The organism is Enterobacter sp. kpr-6, from assembly GCF_900116015.1.
Lineage (GTDB): Bacteria > Pseudomonadota > Gammaproteobacteria > Enterobacterales > Enterobacteriaceae > Enterobacter_D.
This window is the reverse complement of the sequence record NZ_FOYH01000011.1, coordinates 116508-132643: the sequence shown is the minus strand read 5'-3', so window position 1 is coordinate 132643 and position 16136 is coordinate 116508. Positions and strand designations below refer to the sequence as shown.

At 55.2% G+C, this 16136-nt stretch carries 12 protein-coding genes and 1 riboswitch; of the genes, 4 read left to right on the top strand and 8 right to left on the bottom strand.

Going from position 1 to position 16136, the window contains the following annotated elements:
- Positions 1–393: 393 nt before the first annotated feature.
- On the bottom strand, positions 394–1245 hold the full coding sequence (gene murI, locus BM373_RS19665; protein ID WP_090465387.1) for a glutamate racemase: 852 nt from the start codon (positions 1243–1245) through the stop codon (positions 394–396).
- Entirely contained in the window at positions 1190–3058 is a 1869-nt protein-coding gene (gene btuB, locus BM373_RS19660; RefSeq protein WP_090465384.1) for a TonB-dependent vitamin B12 receptor BtuB, read from the bottom strand. The genes murI and btuB overlap by 56 nt, the downstream gene beginning before the upstream one ends.
- Positions 3059–3123: 65 nt before the next feature.
- Positions 3124–3302: riboswitch (cobalamin riboswitch) on the bottom strand.
- Between the two features lie 116 nt (positions 3303–3418).
- On the opposite strand from btuB, the gene trmA reads away from it, so the two are divergent.
- Entirely contained in the window at positions 3419–4522 is a 1104-nt protein-coding gene (trmA, locus tag BM373_RS19655) for a tRNA (uridine(54)-C5)-methyltransferase TrmA (protein ID WP_090465380.1), read from the top strand.
- A gap of 112 nt (positions 4523–4634) precedes the next feature.
- Here trmA and BM373_RS19650 read toward each other — a convergent pair whose 3' ends face one another.
- Positions 4635–4994 carry a YijD family membrane protein gene (locus tag BM373_RS19650; protein WP_090465377.1) on the bottom strand — a complete coding sequence of 120 codons (360 nt, stop codon included), beginning with the start codon at positions 4992–4994 and terminating at the stop codon, positions 4635–4637.
- 10 nt (positions 4995–5004) lie between these two features.
- Positions 5005–5643, bottom strand: coding sequence for an HTH-type transcriptional repressor FabR (gene fabR / locus BM373_RS19645; protein WP_143102687.1), 639 nt, complete (start codon positions 5641–5643; stop codon positions 5005–5007).
- Between the two features lie 195 nt (positions 5644–5838).
- On the opposite strand from fabR, the gene sthA reads away from it, so the two are divergent.
- Positions 5839–7239 (top strand): Si-specific NAD(P)(+) transhydrogenase, encoded by a 1401-nt coding sequence (gene sthA / locus BM373_RS19640; RefSeq protein WP_090465371.1) that lies wholly within the window; start codon positions 5839–5841, stop codon positions 7237–7239.
- On the opposite strand, the gene oxyR is transcribed toward sthA, so the two are convergent.
- The 4 genes from oxyR to argC all read right to left on the bottom strand — a co-directional run bounded on the left by oxyR (position 7222) and on the right by argC (position 11794).
- Entirely contained in the window at positions 7222–8139 is a 918-nt protein-coding gene (oxyR, locus tag BM373_RS19635) for a DNA-binding transcriptional regulator OxyR (protein ID WP_090465368.1), read from the bottom strand. The two genes, sthA and oxyR, sit on opposite strands and share 18 nt — an antisense overlap.
- A gap of 416 nt (positions 8140–8555) precedes the next feature.
- Positions 8556–9929, bottom strand: coding sequence for an argininosuccinate lyase (gene argH, locus BM373_RS19630; RefSeq protein ID WP_090465366.1), 1374 nt, complete (start codon positions 9927–9929; stop codon positions 8556–8558).
- Between the two features lie 71 nt (positions 9930–10000).
- A complete protein-coding gene (gene argB / locus BM373_RS19625; protein WP_090465363.1) occupies positions 10001–10777 on the bottom strand; it encodes an acetylglutamate kinase in 777 nt (258 codons plus the stop codon).
- 12 nt (positions 10778–10789) lie between these two features.
- Positions 10790–11794, bottom strand: coding sequence for an N-acetyl-gamma-glutamyl-phosphate reductase (argC, locus tag BM373_RS19620; RefSeq protein ID WP_090465360.1), 1005 nt, complete (start codon positions 11792–11794; stop codon positions 10790–10792).
- Positions 11795–11882: 88 nt separating this feature from the next.
- On the opposite strand from argC, the gene argE reads away from it, so the two are divergent.
- Both argE and ppc read left to right on the top strand, forming a co-directional pair.
- Positions 11883–13034 (top strand): acetylornithine deacetylase, encoded by a 1152-nt coding sequence (gene argE, locus BM373_RS19615; RefSeq protein ID WP_090465357.1) that lies wholly within the window; start codon positions 11883–11885, stop codon positions 13032–13034.
- Between the two features lie 430 nt (positions 13035–13464).
- Positions 13465–16116, top strand: a complete 2652-nt coding sequence (gene ppc, locus BM373_RS19610) for a phosphoenolpyruvate carboxylase (RefSeq protein ID WP_090465354.1) — start codon at positions 13465–13467, stop codon at positions 16114–16116.
- The last annotated feature ends 20 nt before the right edge of the window (positions 16117–16136 follow it).

Sequence of the window (16136 nt, the reverse complement as noted above, 5' to 3'; positions counted from 1 at the left end):
ACTCTTCAATTTAAGTTTGATGCTCGTGAATTAAACTTCGTAATGAATTACGTATGTTCACTCCAGAGACTTGGTATTCATTTAGCGTCCGAAGACGTTTAAGAATCCATGTCCTTGAGTGCCCACACAGATTGTCTGATAAATTGTTAAAGAGCAGTTGCGACGCGCTTTGGCGCTCTGTCGCGAGGTCCCGTATAATACGTTTTCCTCATTCAGAGTCAAGCAATTATTTTCGCTTTTCTCTGTCGGAATTCCCGGAGGAACCCTGCCAACCCGGCGGCCTGTAAGCCGTTGTTCCGTGTCAGTGGAGGCGCATTATAGGGAGTTTCTCCGGGCTGACAACCCCTAATTTTAAAAAATTTGCTGACCGTCTCTTTTTTGTTCAAAACGCCACTAAAGTGCCAGTTTTTCGAGCATTTCAAAGCCGTAGCGATGCAGAACGGGCAATAATTGTACCGTTTCCGGGGTAACCGCCATACAAAAGGCAATGTTTGCATCCGCAGATTTTGCGTCCGGCGCTTCATGTTGTAATAACCAGGCCGTTCGACGGGCAATCGCAGCACCGGAATCCACCAGCCGGGTACCTTCTGGCAACACTTGCAGCAGTTCATCCTGCAGAAGCGGAAAATGCGTACATCCCAGCACCACCGTATCCGGCGGCTCAGGCATCCGTAACCACGGGCGCAGAATACGCTTCAGTTCATCGAGTGAAACAGGCTTACCATGAAGTTTAGCCTCTGCCAGTTCAACCAGCTCGGCTGAACCCAACATTTCGATGTGACATTCATTGGCAAAGCGCTGGATGAGCTCGTGCGTATAAGGACGCTTAACCGTACCGCGCGTCGCCAGCAGTCCGACCACGCCATTTGCCGTTAAGCGTGCAGCAGGTTTGATCGCCGGAACGACACCCACAACCGGGAACGGGAATTTTTCACGCAGAGCAGGAAGGGAAACGGTGCTTGCCGTATTACAGGCAATAACGGCTAATGCCAGCGGATAACGCGCCTGAACGGCGGTGACGATCTCAAGCACACGCTCAACGATAAAGGCCTCGCTTTTTTCACCATACGGGAAAGCCACATTATCGAAGGCGTAAATGTAATGAAGATCCGGCAGAAGCTGCCGAATCTCATCATAAACCGATAACCCACCGACGCCGGAGTCAAACACCAGCACGGTAGGTCTGGGGTCAGAAGGTGTAGCTGCCCGACAAGTTGTATTCTCGCCCTGCAGTTTGGTAGCCATAAGCTGTCTCGTAATCTTTATCGAACAGGTTAGCTATTTTACCACGAACTGTAAGGTGAGAGGTGACCGGATATGACGCAGCAACGTCCACCGTGCTGTAACTCGGCAGAACTTGCTGTTTATTATTGTACTGGGACGTATTGTTGTCGTAACGCTTGCCAAAATACTGCCAGGAAATGTCCATATCCACGTCGTACATGGTCCAGTCGAGCTGGTATTTCGCCTGACGTTTAGAACGGCGCGCCAGCACTTCATCGTTTTCATCGTTGCGCGGGTCAACATATTGCAACGTCACACGATGGCTGAACATACCGGTATCCACACTCCCGGTCCACTCCACGCCTTTAATGGTCGCCGAGTTGATATTATCGTAAGACCCGTCAAACGTGACCGGATCGGAATAATAGGTGATCAGGTTGGTGATTTTGTAATGGTACGCCGACAGCCGCCAGTCCAGCGGGCCGGTCAAGCCTTCCAGTCCCGCTTCCCACTGTTTTGACTCTTCCGGTTTCAGATTCGGGTTCGCATCAATCCCAAAGCGGGTTGAGCCGTATTGCTGGCCCAGCGATGGCGCGAGGAAGCCCGTGCCGTAAGCGAGGGTTGCGCGGTAGTTCTCAACAAACTCCCAGCCCGCCGCCGTCTGCCAGGTGCCATGCCAGCCGAACTGCTCGTCATGCTCCTCACGACCTGACGCTTCAAGCGTGACGCTGCCAAATTGCTGTTGCCCCGTCAGATACAAACCGGTGTTATCGCGCTTATAGCTGTCGGACAGCGTGGCATCGGACGAGGTCAGGCGTTGCTGCTGCCAGTCAACGCCCGCGCTCACAGAACCCTGACCAATGACAACGTTGTTGCCCCATTGCAGGTTACGCTGCTCCATCCGATCCAGGGTGGTGGCATCACCGTAACGGCCATAGATGCTGCTGTAGTTGTAATCCTTGATCTTCTGGTAGCTCGCAATGAGCTGCGAAGAGTAAATGTCGGAATGAAAAGCCAGGCCCGCATCCCATGTCTGGTTATAAAGCTGGTTTTCATCCGCGCTATAGGCAGGGAGGTAAGGCGCGCTGCCTAAATCATAATCGACATTGTTGCTGTAGCTGTGACCACGGAAGAAGCCGGAGAAGCTCTCATTAAAGGTATGCTCAAGGCTTCCCCAAAATGTTTTGTTCCGGTAGCCGTCACGGTCGCCATCGTGATCCCAACTGGAACCGGGCTGTACGTCGAAGCCTCTGGTACTTTCATACGATCCGGCCACCGTCGCCACGGTATCACCAAAGCGCTGGCGCAGCGTGCCATCATATTGCTGATACCCTTTCGAGCCGACGCCCGCGGTAATTTTTGATTCGTCCTGATCGCTGTGAGTAATGACGTTAATCACGCCACCCATCGCCCCGGAGCCATAAATCGCCGAACGCGGGCCACGGATGTACTCGATGCGCTGCACCAGCGAAACCGGGATCTGATTCAGATCGGCATTATTGGTAATGCCGGGACGCGCCATCGGAACGCCATCCACCAGGATTAAAACCTGTTTGGTTTCCGTGCCGCGAATAAATAAAGAAGAGGTCTGCTTCATACCGCCGTTCTGGGCGACATCGACACCCGGTAAACGACGAAGCACATCATTAAGGGTTTTCGCCTGCCAGCGGTCGATATCCTCACGGGTAACGATATCGGTTGGTGCCAGCACGGTATTCACCGGCTGTTGAAAACGATTTGCGGTAATGACGACGGTTTCGGGATTGCTGTCCTGCGCCCAGCCGGAAAAAGCCGTGACGGAAAGCGCCGTCAGCAGCGAAGTTTTTTTAATCATTGTTAAAGCATCCACAATATAAGAAGGATGCCGCAGGCTCCATCGATAGCACGCGATGATGTGAACCAAATGCGACGTAAACCGGCAGGTCTTCGGGCTTGGAGGTATAACGGGGTGATGACTTCCCACCTTACGGCAGTGTCTGCTTTCGCACTCACCTTAGAACTCCTTACCGCTGCGCGTCAGCCCCAGATTCGCACTGGGTTCCCTTTTAACTCACAGGACCGGAAGTCGGATGCTACATTTAGTTACGTATAGATGTCCAGACTGCTAATTAATAAATCGAAAAACGCCGGGGCTGGACAATACGCGCACAATCCCTACAATCCCCGCGTAATTCACTTTCACTCAGGAAGCGCCATGACCCCCGAACACCTCCCGACAGAACAGTACGAAGCTCAACTGGCCGAAAAAGTCGTGCGTCTGCAAAGTATGATGACGCCCTTTTCCGCGCCGGTGCCGGAGGTGTTTCGTTCGCCGGTCAGCCACTACCGGATGCGTGCCGAATTCCGCATCTGGCACGATGGCGACGACCTGTACCACATCATTTTCGATCAGCAGACCAAAAGCCGCATTCGTGTAGACAGTTTCCCGGCGGCAAGTGAACTGATTAACCAGCTGATGCGCGAGATGATGTCCGCCGTGCGCGATTCCCGCGTGCTGCGCCACAAGCTGTTCCAGATTGACTATCTCACCACCCTGAGCAATCAGGCTGTCGTCTCGCTGCTGTACCATAAAAAGCTGGATGACGAATGGCGCACTGAGGCAGAAGCCCTGCGCGATGCGCTGCGGGCGCGGAACATCAATGTGCATATCATCGGGCGGGCGACTAAAACCAAAATCGCGCTGGATCAGGATTTTATTGATGAGCGTCTGCCGGTAGCGGGCAGAGAGATGATTTACCGTCAGGTCGAAAACAGCTTCACGCAGCCGAACGCGGCGATGAATATTCAGATGCTGGAATGGGCGCTTAACGCCACGAAGAACTCGACCGGGGATTTACTGGAACTGTACTGCGGCAACGGTAACTTCTCACTGGCACTGGCGCGTAATTTTGAGCGGGTGCTGGCCACCGAAATCGCCAAACCGTCCGTTGCGGCGGCGCAATACAACATTGCGGCGAACCACATTGATAATGTGCAGATTATTCGTATGGCGGCGGAAGAATTTACCCAGGCGATGAACGGCGTACGCGAGTTCAATCGCTTGCAGGGTATCGATCTGAAGAGCTATCAGTGCGAAACGATATTTGTCGATCCGCCACGCAGCGGTCTGGACAGCGACACCGAGAAGATGGTGCAGGCGTATCCACGCATTCTGTACATCTCCTGTAACCCGGAAACACTGTGCAAGAACCTGGAAAACTTAAGTCAGACGCATGATATTGAGCGCCTGGCGCTGTTCGACCAGTTCCCGTATACGCATCATATGGAGTGTGGGGTGCTGTTAGTGCGTAAGGGGTGATTTCCCCCCTCACCCCGGCCCTCTCCCTCAGGGAGAGGGAGAAAAGCGAGTCCGCACTCGATCTGTCCCCTCTCCCCACGGGAGAGGGTTAGGGTGAGGGGTAAAAAGCCGTTTACTCCGGCAACTGCTCTTTGCGGTTGCGCATCCGGTACCCAATCCAGAACACCAGCACCACCGACAATACCGCAGGCACGAAATTCGAGCCGATGGCCGGATATTCGGCACGCACCACCGCGCTATACAGCAACACACCTAAAATAAAGCAGGCGGCGGCCAGTCCTGGCAGCCCGAGCGGCATGCTGCGGTTCTGATAACGCTGATGCAAACAGTAAATAGTCAGTACCAGGGCGATCAGCGGGAAAAGCGAAAACGGCACCACGGAACTGAAAATCGCAGTAAACGTGCCGTTGATGGATAAGCCAGCGATCAACGCCAGCAGCAACGTACCTTTATCTTGACCTGATTGTCTCATTACTCATCCTTCACTCATCGGGTTGATGTGAAACTTTCTCTTGTTCACGGCGATACCAGTAATACGCGCCTTTGGAAATCATCCGCAGTTGCAATACCAGTCGCTCTTCTAATTGCCGACGCTGTTCAACGCCAACATCCAGGGCTTCGGCACCCGCGCTGAACACGATGGTCACCATCGCTTCCGCCTGTGCTTCGGTGAAGGCCCGTGGCATATGGCTTTCGAGTTCAAGATAGTCGGCAAGTTCCGCAATAAAGTGCTGTATTTCGCGCGCCACAGCGGCACGGAAAGCGGCAGAGGTGCCAGAACGTTCCCGCAGTAACAGACGAAAAGCATTAGGGTTATTGCCGATAAATTCCATAAACGTGGAAACTGACGTGCGGATCACGCTGCCGCCCTTGGCGATACGCTGACGCGCCTGACGCATCAACTGGCGTAGCATTAATCCGCTTTCATCAACCATCGTCAGACCAAGCTCATCCACATCGCGAAAATGGCGATAAAATGACGTGGGCGCAATACCCGCCTCGCGCGCCACTTCGCGCAGGCTCAGGCTGGCAAAACTCCGCTCAGCGCTTAATTGACTAAATGCCGCTTCTACCAGCGAACGCCGGGTGCGTTCTTTTTGTTGCGCTCTAACGCCCATCACGATGTTTGAATCCTTCCAAAGGCCTGCTGGCACTATACCAGACAATAAAACTAATGGGTTTGCATTGCTTTGTGAATGATTGTTTACAAGGCATTTCATCTTTGAACCGGCAAAAAGCACAACGAAAATTGGGTTATCCCGGCAAAGATGTTAGTATTCTGTTGCTATTATGTATAAGAACAGGTAAGCCTCATCATGCCACATTCCTACGATTACGATGCAATAGTTATAGGTTCCGGCCCCGGCGGCGAAGGCGCAGCAATGGGACTGGTTAAACAGGGAGCACGCGTTGCCGTTGTCGAACGCTACCACAACGTGGGCGGCGGCTGTACGCACTGGGGCACCATCCCCTCCAAAGCGCTTCGCCATGCTGTCAGTCGCATTATCGAATTTAACCAAAACCCTCTGTACAGCGACCATTCCCGCCTTCTTCGTTCCTCTTTTGCCGATATCCTCAACCACGCCGACAATGTGATTAACCAGCAAACTCGCATGCGGCAAGGTTTTTATGAGCGCAACCACTGTGAAATCCTGCAGGGCAACGCTCATTTTGTTGACGAGCACACCCTGGCGCTGGAGTGCCATGACGGCACTGTCGAAACTCTCACCGCCGAGAAATTTGTGATTGCCTGCGGCTCGCGCCCCTATCACCCGGCGGATGTCGATTTTGCCCATCCGCGCGTGTATGACAGTGATTCCATCCTCAGTCTGCACCATGAACCACGCCATGTGATCATCTATGGTGCCGGGGTGATCGGCTGCGAATACGCGTCGATCTTCCGGGGAATGGACGTGAAAGTGGATCTGATTAACACCCGCGATCGCCTTCTGGCCTTCCTCGATCAGGAGATGTCAGATTCGCTCTCTTATCACTTCTGGAACAATGGCGTGGTTATCCGCCATAACGAAGAGTACGAGCGGATTGAAGGCACCGATGACGGGGTGATCATGCACCTGAAATCCGGCAAGAAACTTAAAGCCGATTGCCTGCTGTATGCCAACGGACGTACCGGTAACGTGGATTCGCTGAGCCTGGAAAACATCGGTCTGAAAGCCGACGGGCGTGGCCTGCTGAAAGTGAACAGCATGTACCAGACGGCACTGCCGCATGTGTATGCCGTAGGGGATGTGATTGGCTACCCAAGCCTGGCATCTGCCGCTTACGATCAGGGCCGTATCGCTGCTCAGGCGATGGTGAAAGGCGAAGCCACCGCGCATCTGGTCGAAGATATCCCGACCGGGATTTATACCATCCCGGAAATCAGCTCTGTCGGCAAAACCGAACAGCAGCTCACGGCGATGAAAGTGCCTTATGAAGTGGGGCGCGCGCAGTTTAAACACCTCGCGCGGGCGCAAATCGTCGGCATGAGCGTCGGCACGCTGAAAATCTTATTCCATCGTGACACAAAAGAGATTTTGGGGATCCACTGCTTTGGTGAGCGCGCGGCTGAGATTATTCACATCGGCCAGGCGATTATGGAGCAGAAAGGTGGCGGTAACACCATTGAGTACTTTGTTAACACCACCTTCAATTACCCGACCATGGCGGAAGCCTATCGGGTTGCCGCGTTAAACGGCTTAAACCGCCTGTTTTAACACGCTGTCGAAATGGCCATCCATGGTTGTACGGATGGCCTCTGCCAGTTGCTCATAACGGCTACGCAACGGCGATCCCGGACGATAAACCAGACCCACGGTACGACGCGGCTCCGGCTTAATGCACGGCAGATAAACCACACCATCACGTTTGCGCTCACGTGGAACGGACAGCGCAGGCAGTAAAGTAATGCCGCTTCCTGCCGCTACCATGTTACGCAGCGTTTCAAGGCTGGTTGCACGGAAATGCGTATCTTCTTCCGCACCGGCTTCAAAACAGAAGCCCATCGCCTGATCGCGCAGGCAGTGACCATCTTCCAGCATCAGCAGCTTTTCACCAGCCAGTTCGCCCATCGGCACGCGGTCACGATTAGCCCACGGGTGATCTTCATAGACCGCCAGCAACATAGGCTCGTCAAACAGGGGCACTTCAATAAAGGCTTCACTCTCTTTCACCAGCGCCAGGATCACACAATCCAGCTTGCCGCTGTCGAGTTGTGCCAGCAGTTGATGCGTCTGCGCTTCATGCAGATACATTTCCAGTTTTGGGAATGTCTGATGCAGCAGCGGGATAATTTGCGGGAGCAGATACGGGCCAACGGTGGGGATAAGGCCAATATGCAGCGGGCCGGACATGGTATCCCCCTGCTGGCTTGCCATTTCCTTGAGCACTTTGACCTCGCGCAATACGGTGCGCGCCTGATCCACCAGCAGCAAACCAGCCTGAGTGAACAGCACCTTGCGGCTGGTACGCTCCAGCAGCATAACGCCAAGTTCATCTTCAAGTTTACGGATTTGGCCGCTCAGCGTGGGCTGGCTGACGTGGCAGGAGTCTGCCGCACGGCGGAAGTGACGGTGTTCAGCTAACGCAACCAGGTATTCCAGATCACGAATATTCATTATTCATCCTCCAACGCCACGATAGTTCATGGCGATAGATAGCATAGCAACGAACGATTATCCCTATCAAGGGTTCTGTACAATAATTAGCTCCATAAACGAAGCGGCAGTTCATAAACCCCCTTGAAGCCAGGCCCTTCGTTTATAGACAACTAAAGCCAACGTGAACTTTTGCGGACCTGAGTGTCCGCATTTTTTTTGCGTAAAAAAGCCCGGCGAAGATGCCAGGCTCTTAATTTGATTTGCTGTCCCCTCACCCTAACCCTCTCCCACAGGGAGAGGGAACAGATCGAGCACCGACTCGCCTTTCTCCCTCTCCTTCGGGGAGAGGGCCGGGGTGAGGGGCAGATCGAGCACCGACTCGCCTTTTTCCCTCTCCCTGTGGGAGAGGGCCAGGGTGAGGGGTACTCCCAGCCCTACACCAACCGCGCCTTCGCATCGGCAATCGCCTGCGCCACCTGCGTCGGTGACACCCCGCCTTTCGCCGCGCGCTTGTCCAGGCACGATTGCAGCGACAGGATCGGATAAACATCCTCCCCAATCACATCGCTGAATTTTTGCAGATCAGCCAGCGCCAGATCTTCTAACGGCTTGCCCTGGGCAATGGCTTCCACCACCGCTTCACCGACAATATGGTGCGCTTCACGGAACGGCACGCCTTTCGCGACCAGATAATCCGCAAGCTCAGTTGCATTGGCATAACCCTGCTGCGCCGCTTCCTGGCAACGCGGGCGTTTCACCTGAATGCCATCCAGCACCAGCGCCGCCATATGCAGGCAATCCAGCCAGGTGTCGAGTGCGTCGAACAGCCCTTCTTTGTCTTCCTGCATATCTTTGTTGTACGCCAGCGGCAGACCTTTCAGGGTCATCATCATGCCGGTCAGCGCGCCCTGCACACGGCCACATTTGCCACGGATCAGCTCCAGCGCATCCGGGTTTTTCTTCTGCGGCATTAAAGAAGAGCCGGAGGTCACGCGGTCAGACAGCTCCACAAAGCCCGCTTCGCCGGTATTAAAGAAAATCAAATCTTCAGCAAAGCGCGACAGATGCACCATGCCAATCGACGCCGCCGACAGCAGTTCCAGCACATGATCGCGGTCAGAAACGCTGTCCAGGCTGTTACGGGTTGCGCTGGCAAAGCCCAGCCAGCCCGCTAACTGCTCACGGTCGATTTCATATGCCGTGCCCGCCAGCGCGCCACAGCCCAGCGGGCTGATATCGACACGCTTAAGCGCATCCTGCAAACGGCTTTCGTCACGGGCCAGCATCTCAACATAGGCCAGACACCAATGTGCAAAGGTCACTGGCTGTGCGCGTTGCAGGTGCGTATAGCCCGGCATTACCGCATCCTGATTATTCTGCGCAGTCTCAACCAGCGCGCCCTGCAACTGACGATTTGCCGCCAGCAACTCGCCCACCTGCTCTTTACACCACAGTTTCAGATCGGTGGCGACCTGATCGTTACGGCTACGCCCGGTGTGCAGTTTTTTGCCCAGCGCACCGACTTTATCGATGAGCTTACCTTCCACCCAGCTATGAATATCTTCGGCGTCGCTCGCCAGAATTTGCTGCGGATCCAGACGCACTTCTTCCAGCAGATTATTCAGCGCTTCTTCAAGCTGCGCCTGCTCATCTGCGGTCAGTACGCCAACCGTCACCAGCGCTTTAGACCAGGCCACAGAGCCAACGATATCCTGCTCCGCCAGGCGATAGTCAAAGCGCAAAGAGTCGTTGAACTGTTTGAACCGTTGATCCGCTGCCTGAGTAAAACGCCCGCCCCAAAGTGCCATAACCTTTTTCCTTTAAATTTGTTTAATTGTATTTGTTCCCTCTCCCTCCGGGAGAGGGTCAGGGAAAATCCTTAAGCCAGAATCCGCGTGCCAATCGGCGTGCCGTTAAACAGCGCCGGCAGTTGCTCCGCATGACGCCAGGAGGCGATATCCACCGGGCGACCCAGGGTGCGGGCCGCATCCAGCGCGGCATTCACCTTCACGATCATGCCATCGGTGATAATGCCCTGCGCGATAAGCTGCTCAGCTTTCGCCGCCGTCATCTCAGCGATCCGCTGGCCTTTTCCGTCCAGAATACCGCTCACGTCAGACAGCAGGATCAAATCTGCACCCAGAGTCGCCGCCAGCGCGGTAGCCGCCTGATCCGCGTTCACGTTCATTAACTGACCGTCATCCGTTACGCCGATAGAGCTGATAACCGGCAGGAAACCGCCTTCCAGCAGGGTGTTAATCAGTTTCGGGGAGCCCGGCTGCGCCAGTCCCACGTGACCTAACTCTTCATCAAGCTGTGTCACTTTCGCGCTGTCGCCATCACCTAAAAACAGGCCGACTGACGCGATATGATGTTTTTTCGCCCACGCCAGCAGGGTCTTATTCGCCGTCCCAGCCAGCGCGCCGGTGATGATGTCAATCTGATCGGCAGGCGTCACGCGCAGGCCATTTTTCTTGCTGACCGGCAGATTGAGTTGCTTCATTAACTCATCCACCACGCAGCCACCGCCATGGACGATGACCAGCGGGCGCTGATGCGATTCGCGATAATTCACCAGTGCCGTAAACAAACGCGCCAGCGCTTCTTCACTATCCAGCAGGACACCACCCAGTTTGATAATTAATGGATTCATCATCACGCCTAATCTTTAAATAAGAGACAGGGTTTCAGCATAGCCGAAACGAATATTTGCACACTGCACGGCCTGCGCGGCTGCACCTTTAAGCAGGTTGTCTTCCGCCGCGACAATAATCACGTGCTGATCTTTCACGACAAAACCGATATCGCAGAACGGCATGCCCACCACATTTTTCAGCGCCGGAACCCCTTTGTCATACAGGCGCACCAGCGGTTTACCGGCGTAAGCCTGCGTGAACGCGTCGGTCACCTGCTCTTTGGTCACGCCCGGTTGCAGGCGGCAGGTGATGGTTTCCAGAATACCGCGCGGGAAATTCCCCAGATGCGGGGTAAAAATGACCTCAGCACCCAGGTGAGTGGTAATTTCCGGGTGGTGGCGGTGATTAAACACGCCATAAGGTTGCAGGCTCACTTCACAGAAACTGTTGGAAATCGCTGCCTTACGTCCCGCGCCGCTTACGCCGCTGGTAGCGTTGATCACCGGCCACTGATTGAGATCCAGCAGGCCCGCGTCGATCAGCGGTTTCAGCGATAACTGCGCCGCCGTCGGGTAGCAACCCGGCACCGCAATCAGATTCGCTTCTTTTATTTTGTCGCCATTCCACTCCGCCAGCCCGTAGACCGCCTGCTCAAGCAGGTGCGGGTGTTGATGGGTAAAGCCATAGAAGGTGTCGTAGAAGGCGGCATCGTTAACGCGGAACGCGCCGGAGAGATCGAATACCACGCAACCCGCCGCCAAAAACTGCGGAGCGAGGTCATGGCTAACCTCATGCGCCGTGGCCAGAAACACCACATCCACACCGTCGGTGAACTCGCTGATATCCGACATCGGCTGCAATGGCAGATCGACAATGCCCTTAAGTTGCGGATGCAAATCGGAAATTAACTTTCCGGCATCATTGCTTTGCGCTGACACGGTCAAAGCGGTTATGGTCATATGAGGATGGCGATTCACGTAGCTTACAAGCTCTGCGCCCGCATAACCGCTAGCGCCCACAATCAGCGTATTCAACATCGGGTTCCTTTACGATCAACGTTAGTGTATTTTTATTCACATTTACTGCATGAATATTGATACTATCACGACCTAAGGTGTGTCAACAATGAAAATGAATTTACCGCCATTTATCGAGATTTACCGCGCCCTGATTGCCACGCCGTCTATCAGCGCAACGGAAGAAGCGCTGGATCAGAGTAATGCGACTTTAATCAATCTGCTGGGCGGCTGGTTTGGCGATCTTGGGTTTAAGGTTGAAATCCAGCCGGTACCCGGAACGCGAAATAAATTCAACATGCTGGCCACCGCAGGCCAGGGCGCAGGCGGTTTACTGCTGACCGGCCACACCGACACCGTACCTTATGATGATGGTCGCTGGACGCGCGATCCTTTCACCCTGACCGAACACGACAACAAACTCTACGGCCTCGGCACCGCCGACATGAAAGGCTTTTTTGCCTTTATTCTTGATGCGCTGCGTGACGTGGATGTGACGAAGCTGAAAAAGCCGCTGTACGTGCTGGCGACCGCCGATGAAGAGACCAGCATGGCGGGCGCGCGCTACTTCGCCGAACACGCCGAAATTCGCCCGGACTGCGCCATCATTGGCGAGCCGACCTCCTTACAGCCGGTACGTGCGCACAAAGGTCATATTTCCCACGCCATCCGCGTGCTCGGACAGTCCGGTCACTCCAGCGATCCCGCGCGTGGGGTAAACGCCATTGAACTGATGCACGATGCCATCGGCCACATCCTGACTCTGCGCGACACCTTAAAAGAGCGCTATCACTTCGACGCCTTCACCGTGCCGTACCCGACACTGAACCTCGGTCATATTCACGGTGGTGATGCAGCAAACCGGATCTGTGCCTGTTGCGAACTGCACATGGATATCCGCCCGCTGCCGGGCATAACGCTCAACGACTTAGACGGCCTGCTCAACGAAGCGCTGGAGCCGGTCAGCGCGCGCTGGCCGGGGCGCTTAAATATCGCTGAATTACACCCGCCGATCCCTGGCTACGAATGCCCGCCGGATCACCAACTGGTGCAGGTGGTGGAGAAGCTGCTCGGCACGCAGACGGAAGTGGTGAACTACTGCACCGAAGCGCCGTTTATTCAGACGCTGTGTCCGACACTGGTGTTAGGCCCCGGGTCGATTAACCAGGCGCACCAGCCGGATGAATATCTGGAAACCCGCTTTATTAAGCCGACGCGGGAGTTGATCACCCAGGTGGTGCATCACTTCTGCTGGCACTAATGCTTTTCCCCTCACCCTAACCCTCTCCCCAGGGGAGAGGGAACCGTCCGCGCACAGTCCCGCCCTTCCCCCTCTCCCTCAGGGAGAGGGTCGGGGTGAGGGTCCGGTGTTCCCCCTCTCCCTCAGGGAGAGGGCCGGGGTGAGGGTCCGGTGTTCCCCCTCTCCCTCAGGGAGAGGGCCGGGGTGAGGGTGTGGTCTTCTGCCGGCGTGAAGGGAATTTTTAACATTTTCATAAGCAATACTTATCTGCCTTAAAGCGAATTAAATTTCGTAAATTGCCGCGATTTATTCGTTTGCTGAACCGTTTTCGCAGCAATTGACGCAAGGGGTTTTACGTGGCTTTATAAAAGGCGGTGTCTTGTATCCATACGCTTACATTGCGAAGCGGCGGGTATAACAAAATAAAATGAGATGGGGTGTCTGGGTTAACATGAACGAACAATATTCCGCTTTGCGTAGTAATGTCAGTATGCTCGGCAAGCTGCTGGGAGATACCATCAAGGATGCTCTGGGAGAGAACATTCTCGACCGTGTAGAAACAATTCGAAAGCTCTCTAAATCTTCACGTGCAGGTAATGAAGCCAACCGTCAGGAACTGCTCACCACCTTGCAGAACCTGTCCAACGATGAACTGTTGCCGGTTGCACGGGCATTTAGCCAGTTTTTGAACCTTGCCAACACCGCTGAGCAATACCACAGCATTTCGCCGAACGGTGAAGGTGCCAGCAACCCGGAAATCATTGCGCGCACGCTCAGAAAACTCAAAGACCAACCCGATCTCAACGAAGCCATTATCAAAAAAGCGGTGGAATCCCTGTCGCTGGAACTGGTACTGACCGCACACCCGACGGAAATCACCCGTCGCACACTGATCCACAAAATGGTGGAAGTGAACGCCTGCTTAAAGCAGCTCGATAACAAAGATATCGTCGATTATGAACGCAACCAGCTGATGCGTCGTCTGCGCCAGCTAATTGCGCAGTCCTGGCACACGGACGAAATCCGCAAACATCGCCCAAGCCCGGTCGATGAAGCCAAATGGGGCTTTGCGGTGGTTGAAAACAGCCTCTGGGAAGGCGTGCCGAACTACCTGCGCGAACTGAACGAACAACTGGAAGAGAACCTCGGCTACAAACTGCCGGTAGATTTTGTGCCCGTGCGCTTCACCTCCTGGATGGGCGGCGACCGCGACGGCAACCCGAACGTGACCGCCGACATCACTCGCCACGTCCTGCTGCTGAGCCGCTGGAAAGCCACCGACCTGTTCCTGAAAGATATTCAGGTGCTGATCTCTGAACTCTCCATGGTCGAATGCACCGACGAACTGCGCGAAATGGTCGGCAGCGACGGCGCACAAGAGCCATACCGCTACCTGATGAAAGGGCTGCGGAGCCAGTTGATGGCAACGCAGGCCTGGCTGGAAGCGCGTCTGAAAGGCGAGCGCCTGCCGAAACCGGCGGGCCTGCTGACGCAAAACGAACAGCTATGGGAACCGCTGTACGCCTGCTATAAATCCCTGCAGGCCTGCGGCATGAGCATCATCGCCAATGGTGAGTTGCTCGACACCCTGCGCCGCGTGAAGTGTTTCGGCGTGCCGCTGGTGCGTATCGATGTGCGCCAGGAAAGCACCCGCCACACCGAAGCGCTGGGCGAGCTGACCCGCTACCTCGGCATCGGCGACTACGAAAGCTGGTCAGAAGCCGACAAACAGGCGTTCCTGATCCGCGAACTGAATTCCAAACGTCCGCTGCTGCCGCGCAACTGGGAGCCCAGCGACGAAACCCGCGAAGTCTTCAATACCTGCAAAGCGATCGTTGATGCGCCGAAAGGATCCGTTGCCGCCTATGTGATCTCCATGGCGAAAACGCCGTCCGACGTGCTGGCAGTGCACCTGCTGCTGAAAGAAGCGGGCATTACTTTCGCGCTGCCGGTCGCCCCGCTGTTTGAAACCCTGGACGATCTGAACAACGCCGATGATGTGATGACCCAGTTGCTGAATATCGACTGGTATCGCGGCTTTATTCAGGGCAAACAGATGGTGATGATTGGCTATTCTGACTCCGCGAAAGACGCGGGCGTGATGGCGGCATCCTGGGCGCAGTATCAGGCACAGGACGCACTGATCAAAACCTGCGAAAAAGCGGGCATCGAACTGACGCTGTTCCACGGACGCGGCGGCTCTATCGGTCGCGGGGGCGCACCGGCCCACGCAGCCCTGCTCTCGCAACCGCCGGGCAGCCTGAAGGGTGGCCTGCGCGTCACCGAACAGGGCGAAATGATCCGCTTTAAATACGGTCTGCCGGAAATCACTATCAGCAGCCTGTCGCTCTACACCAGCGCGATTCTGGAAGCCAACTTGCTGCCGCCGCCGGAACCGAAAGATTCCTGGCGTCACATCATGGATGAGCTGTCAGACATCTCCTGCGACATGTACCGTGGCTACGTGCGTGAAAACGAAAGTTTCGTGCCCTATTTCCGCCAGGCCACGCCGGAGCAGGAACTGGGCAAACTGCCGCTCGGCTCGCGTCCGGCCAAACGTCGTCCGACCGGTGGCGTCGAGTCACTGCGCGCGATCCCGTGGATCTTCGCCTGGACGCAGAACCGCCTGATGCTGCCCGCCTGGCTGGGTGCTGGTGCGGCGCTGCAAAAAGTGGTCGAAGATGGCAAGCAGAGCGAGCTGGAAGCGATGTGCAGCGACTGGCCGTTCTTCTCCACTCGCCTCGGAATGCTGGAAATGGTCTTCGCCAAAGCCGACCTGTGGCTGGCGGAATACTACGATCAGCGTCTGGTGAAATCTGACCTGTGGACGCTCGGTAGCGAGCTACGCGGTCTGCTGGAAGCGGATATCAAAGTGGTGCTGGATATCGCCAACGATTCGCATCTGATGGCCGATCTGCCGTGGATTGCCGAGTCTATTCAGTTGCGTAACATCTATACCGATCCGCTGAACGTCCTGCAGGCTGAGCTGCTCTACCGTTCACGCAAAGCCGAAGAAGAAGGTCAGGAACCGGATCCGCGTGTGGAACAGGCGCTGATGGTCACGATCGCAGGCGTTGCCGCCGGTATGCGTAACACTGGCTAACGCGCAATAGTGAAAGCCCG

Excerpts from the sequence above, each read along its gene's own strand:
- murI (WP_090465387.1), bottom strand. The coding sequence starts at position 1,245 with ATGGCTACCAAACTGCAGGGCGAGAATACAACTTGTCGGGCAGCTACA.
- btuB (WP_090465384.1), bottom strand. The coding sequence starts at position 3,058 with ATGATTAAAAAAACTTCGCTGCTGACGGCGCTTTCCGTCACGGCTTTT.
- trmA (WP_090465380.1), top strand. The coding sequence starts at position 3,419 with ATGACCCCCGAACACCTCCCGACAGAACAGTACGAAGCTCAACTGGCC.
- BM373_RS19650 (WP_090465377.1), bottom strand. The coding sequence starts at position 4,994 with ATGAGACAATCAGGTCAAGATAAAGGTACGTTGCTGCTGGCGTTGATC.
- sthA (WP_090465371.1), top strand. The coding sequence starts at position 5,839 with ATGCCACATTCCTACGATTACGATGCAATAGTTATAGGTTCCGGCCCC.
- oxyR (WP_090465368.1), bottom strand. The coding sequence starts at position 8,139 with ATGAATATTCGTGATCTGGAATACCTGGTTGCGTTAGCTGAACACCGT.
- argH (WP_090465366.1), bottom strand. The coding sequence starts at position 9,929 with ATGGCACTTTGGGGCGGGCGTTTTACTCAGGCAGCGGATCAACGGTTC.
- argB (WP_090465363.1), bottom strand. The coding sequence starts at position 10,777 with ATGATGAATCCATTAATTATCAAACTGGGTGGTGTCCTGCTGGATAGT.
- argC (WP_090465360.1), bottom strand. The coding sequence starts at position 11,794 with ATGTTGAATACGCTGATTGTGGGCGCTAGCGGTTATGCGGGCGCAGAG.
- argE (WP_090465357.1), top strand. The coding sequence starts at position 11,883 with ATGAAAATGAATTTACCGCCATTTATCGAGATTTACCGCGCCCTGATT.
- ppc (WP_090465354.1), top strand. The coding sequence starts at position 13,465 with ATGAACGAACAATATTCCGCTTTGCGTAGTAATGTCAGTATGCTCGGC.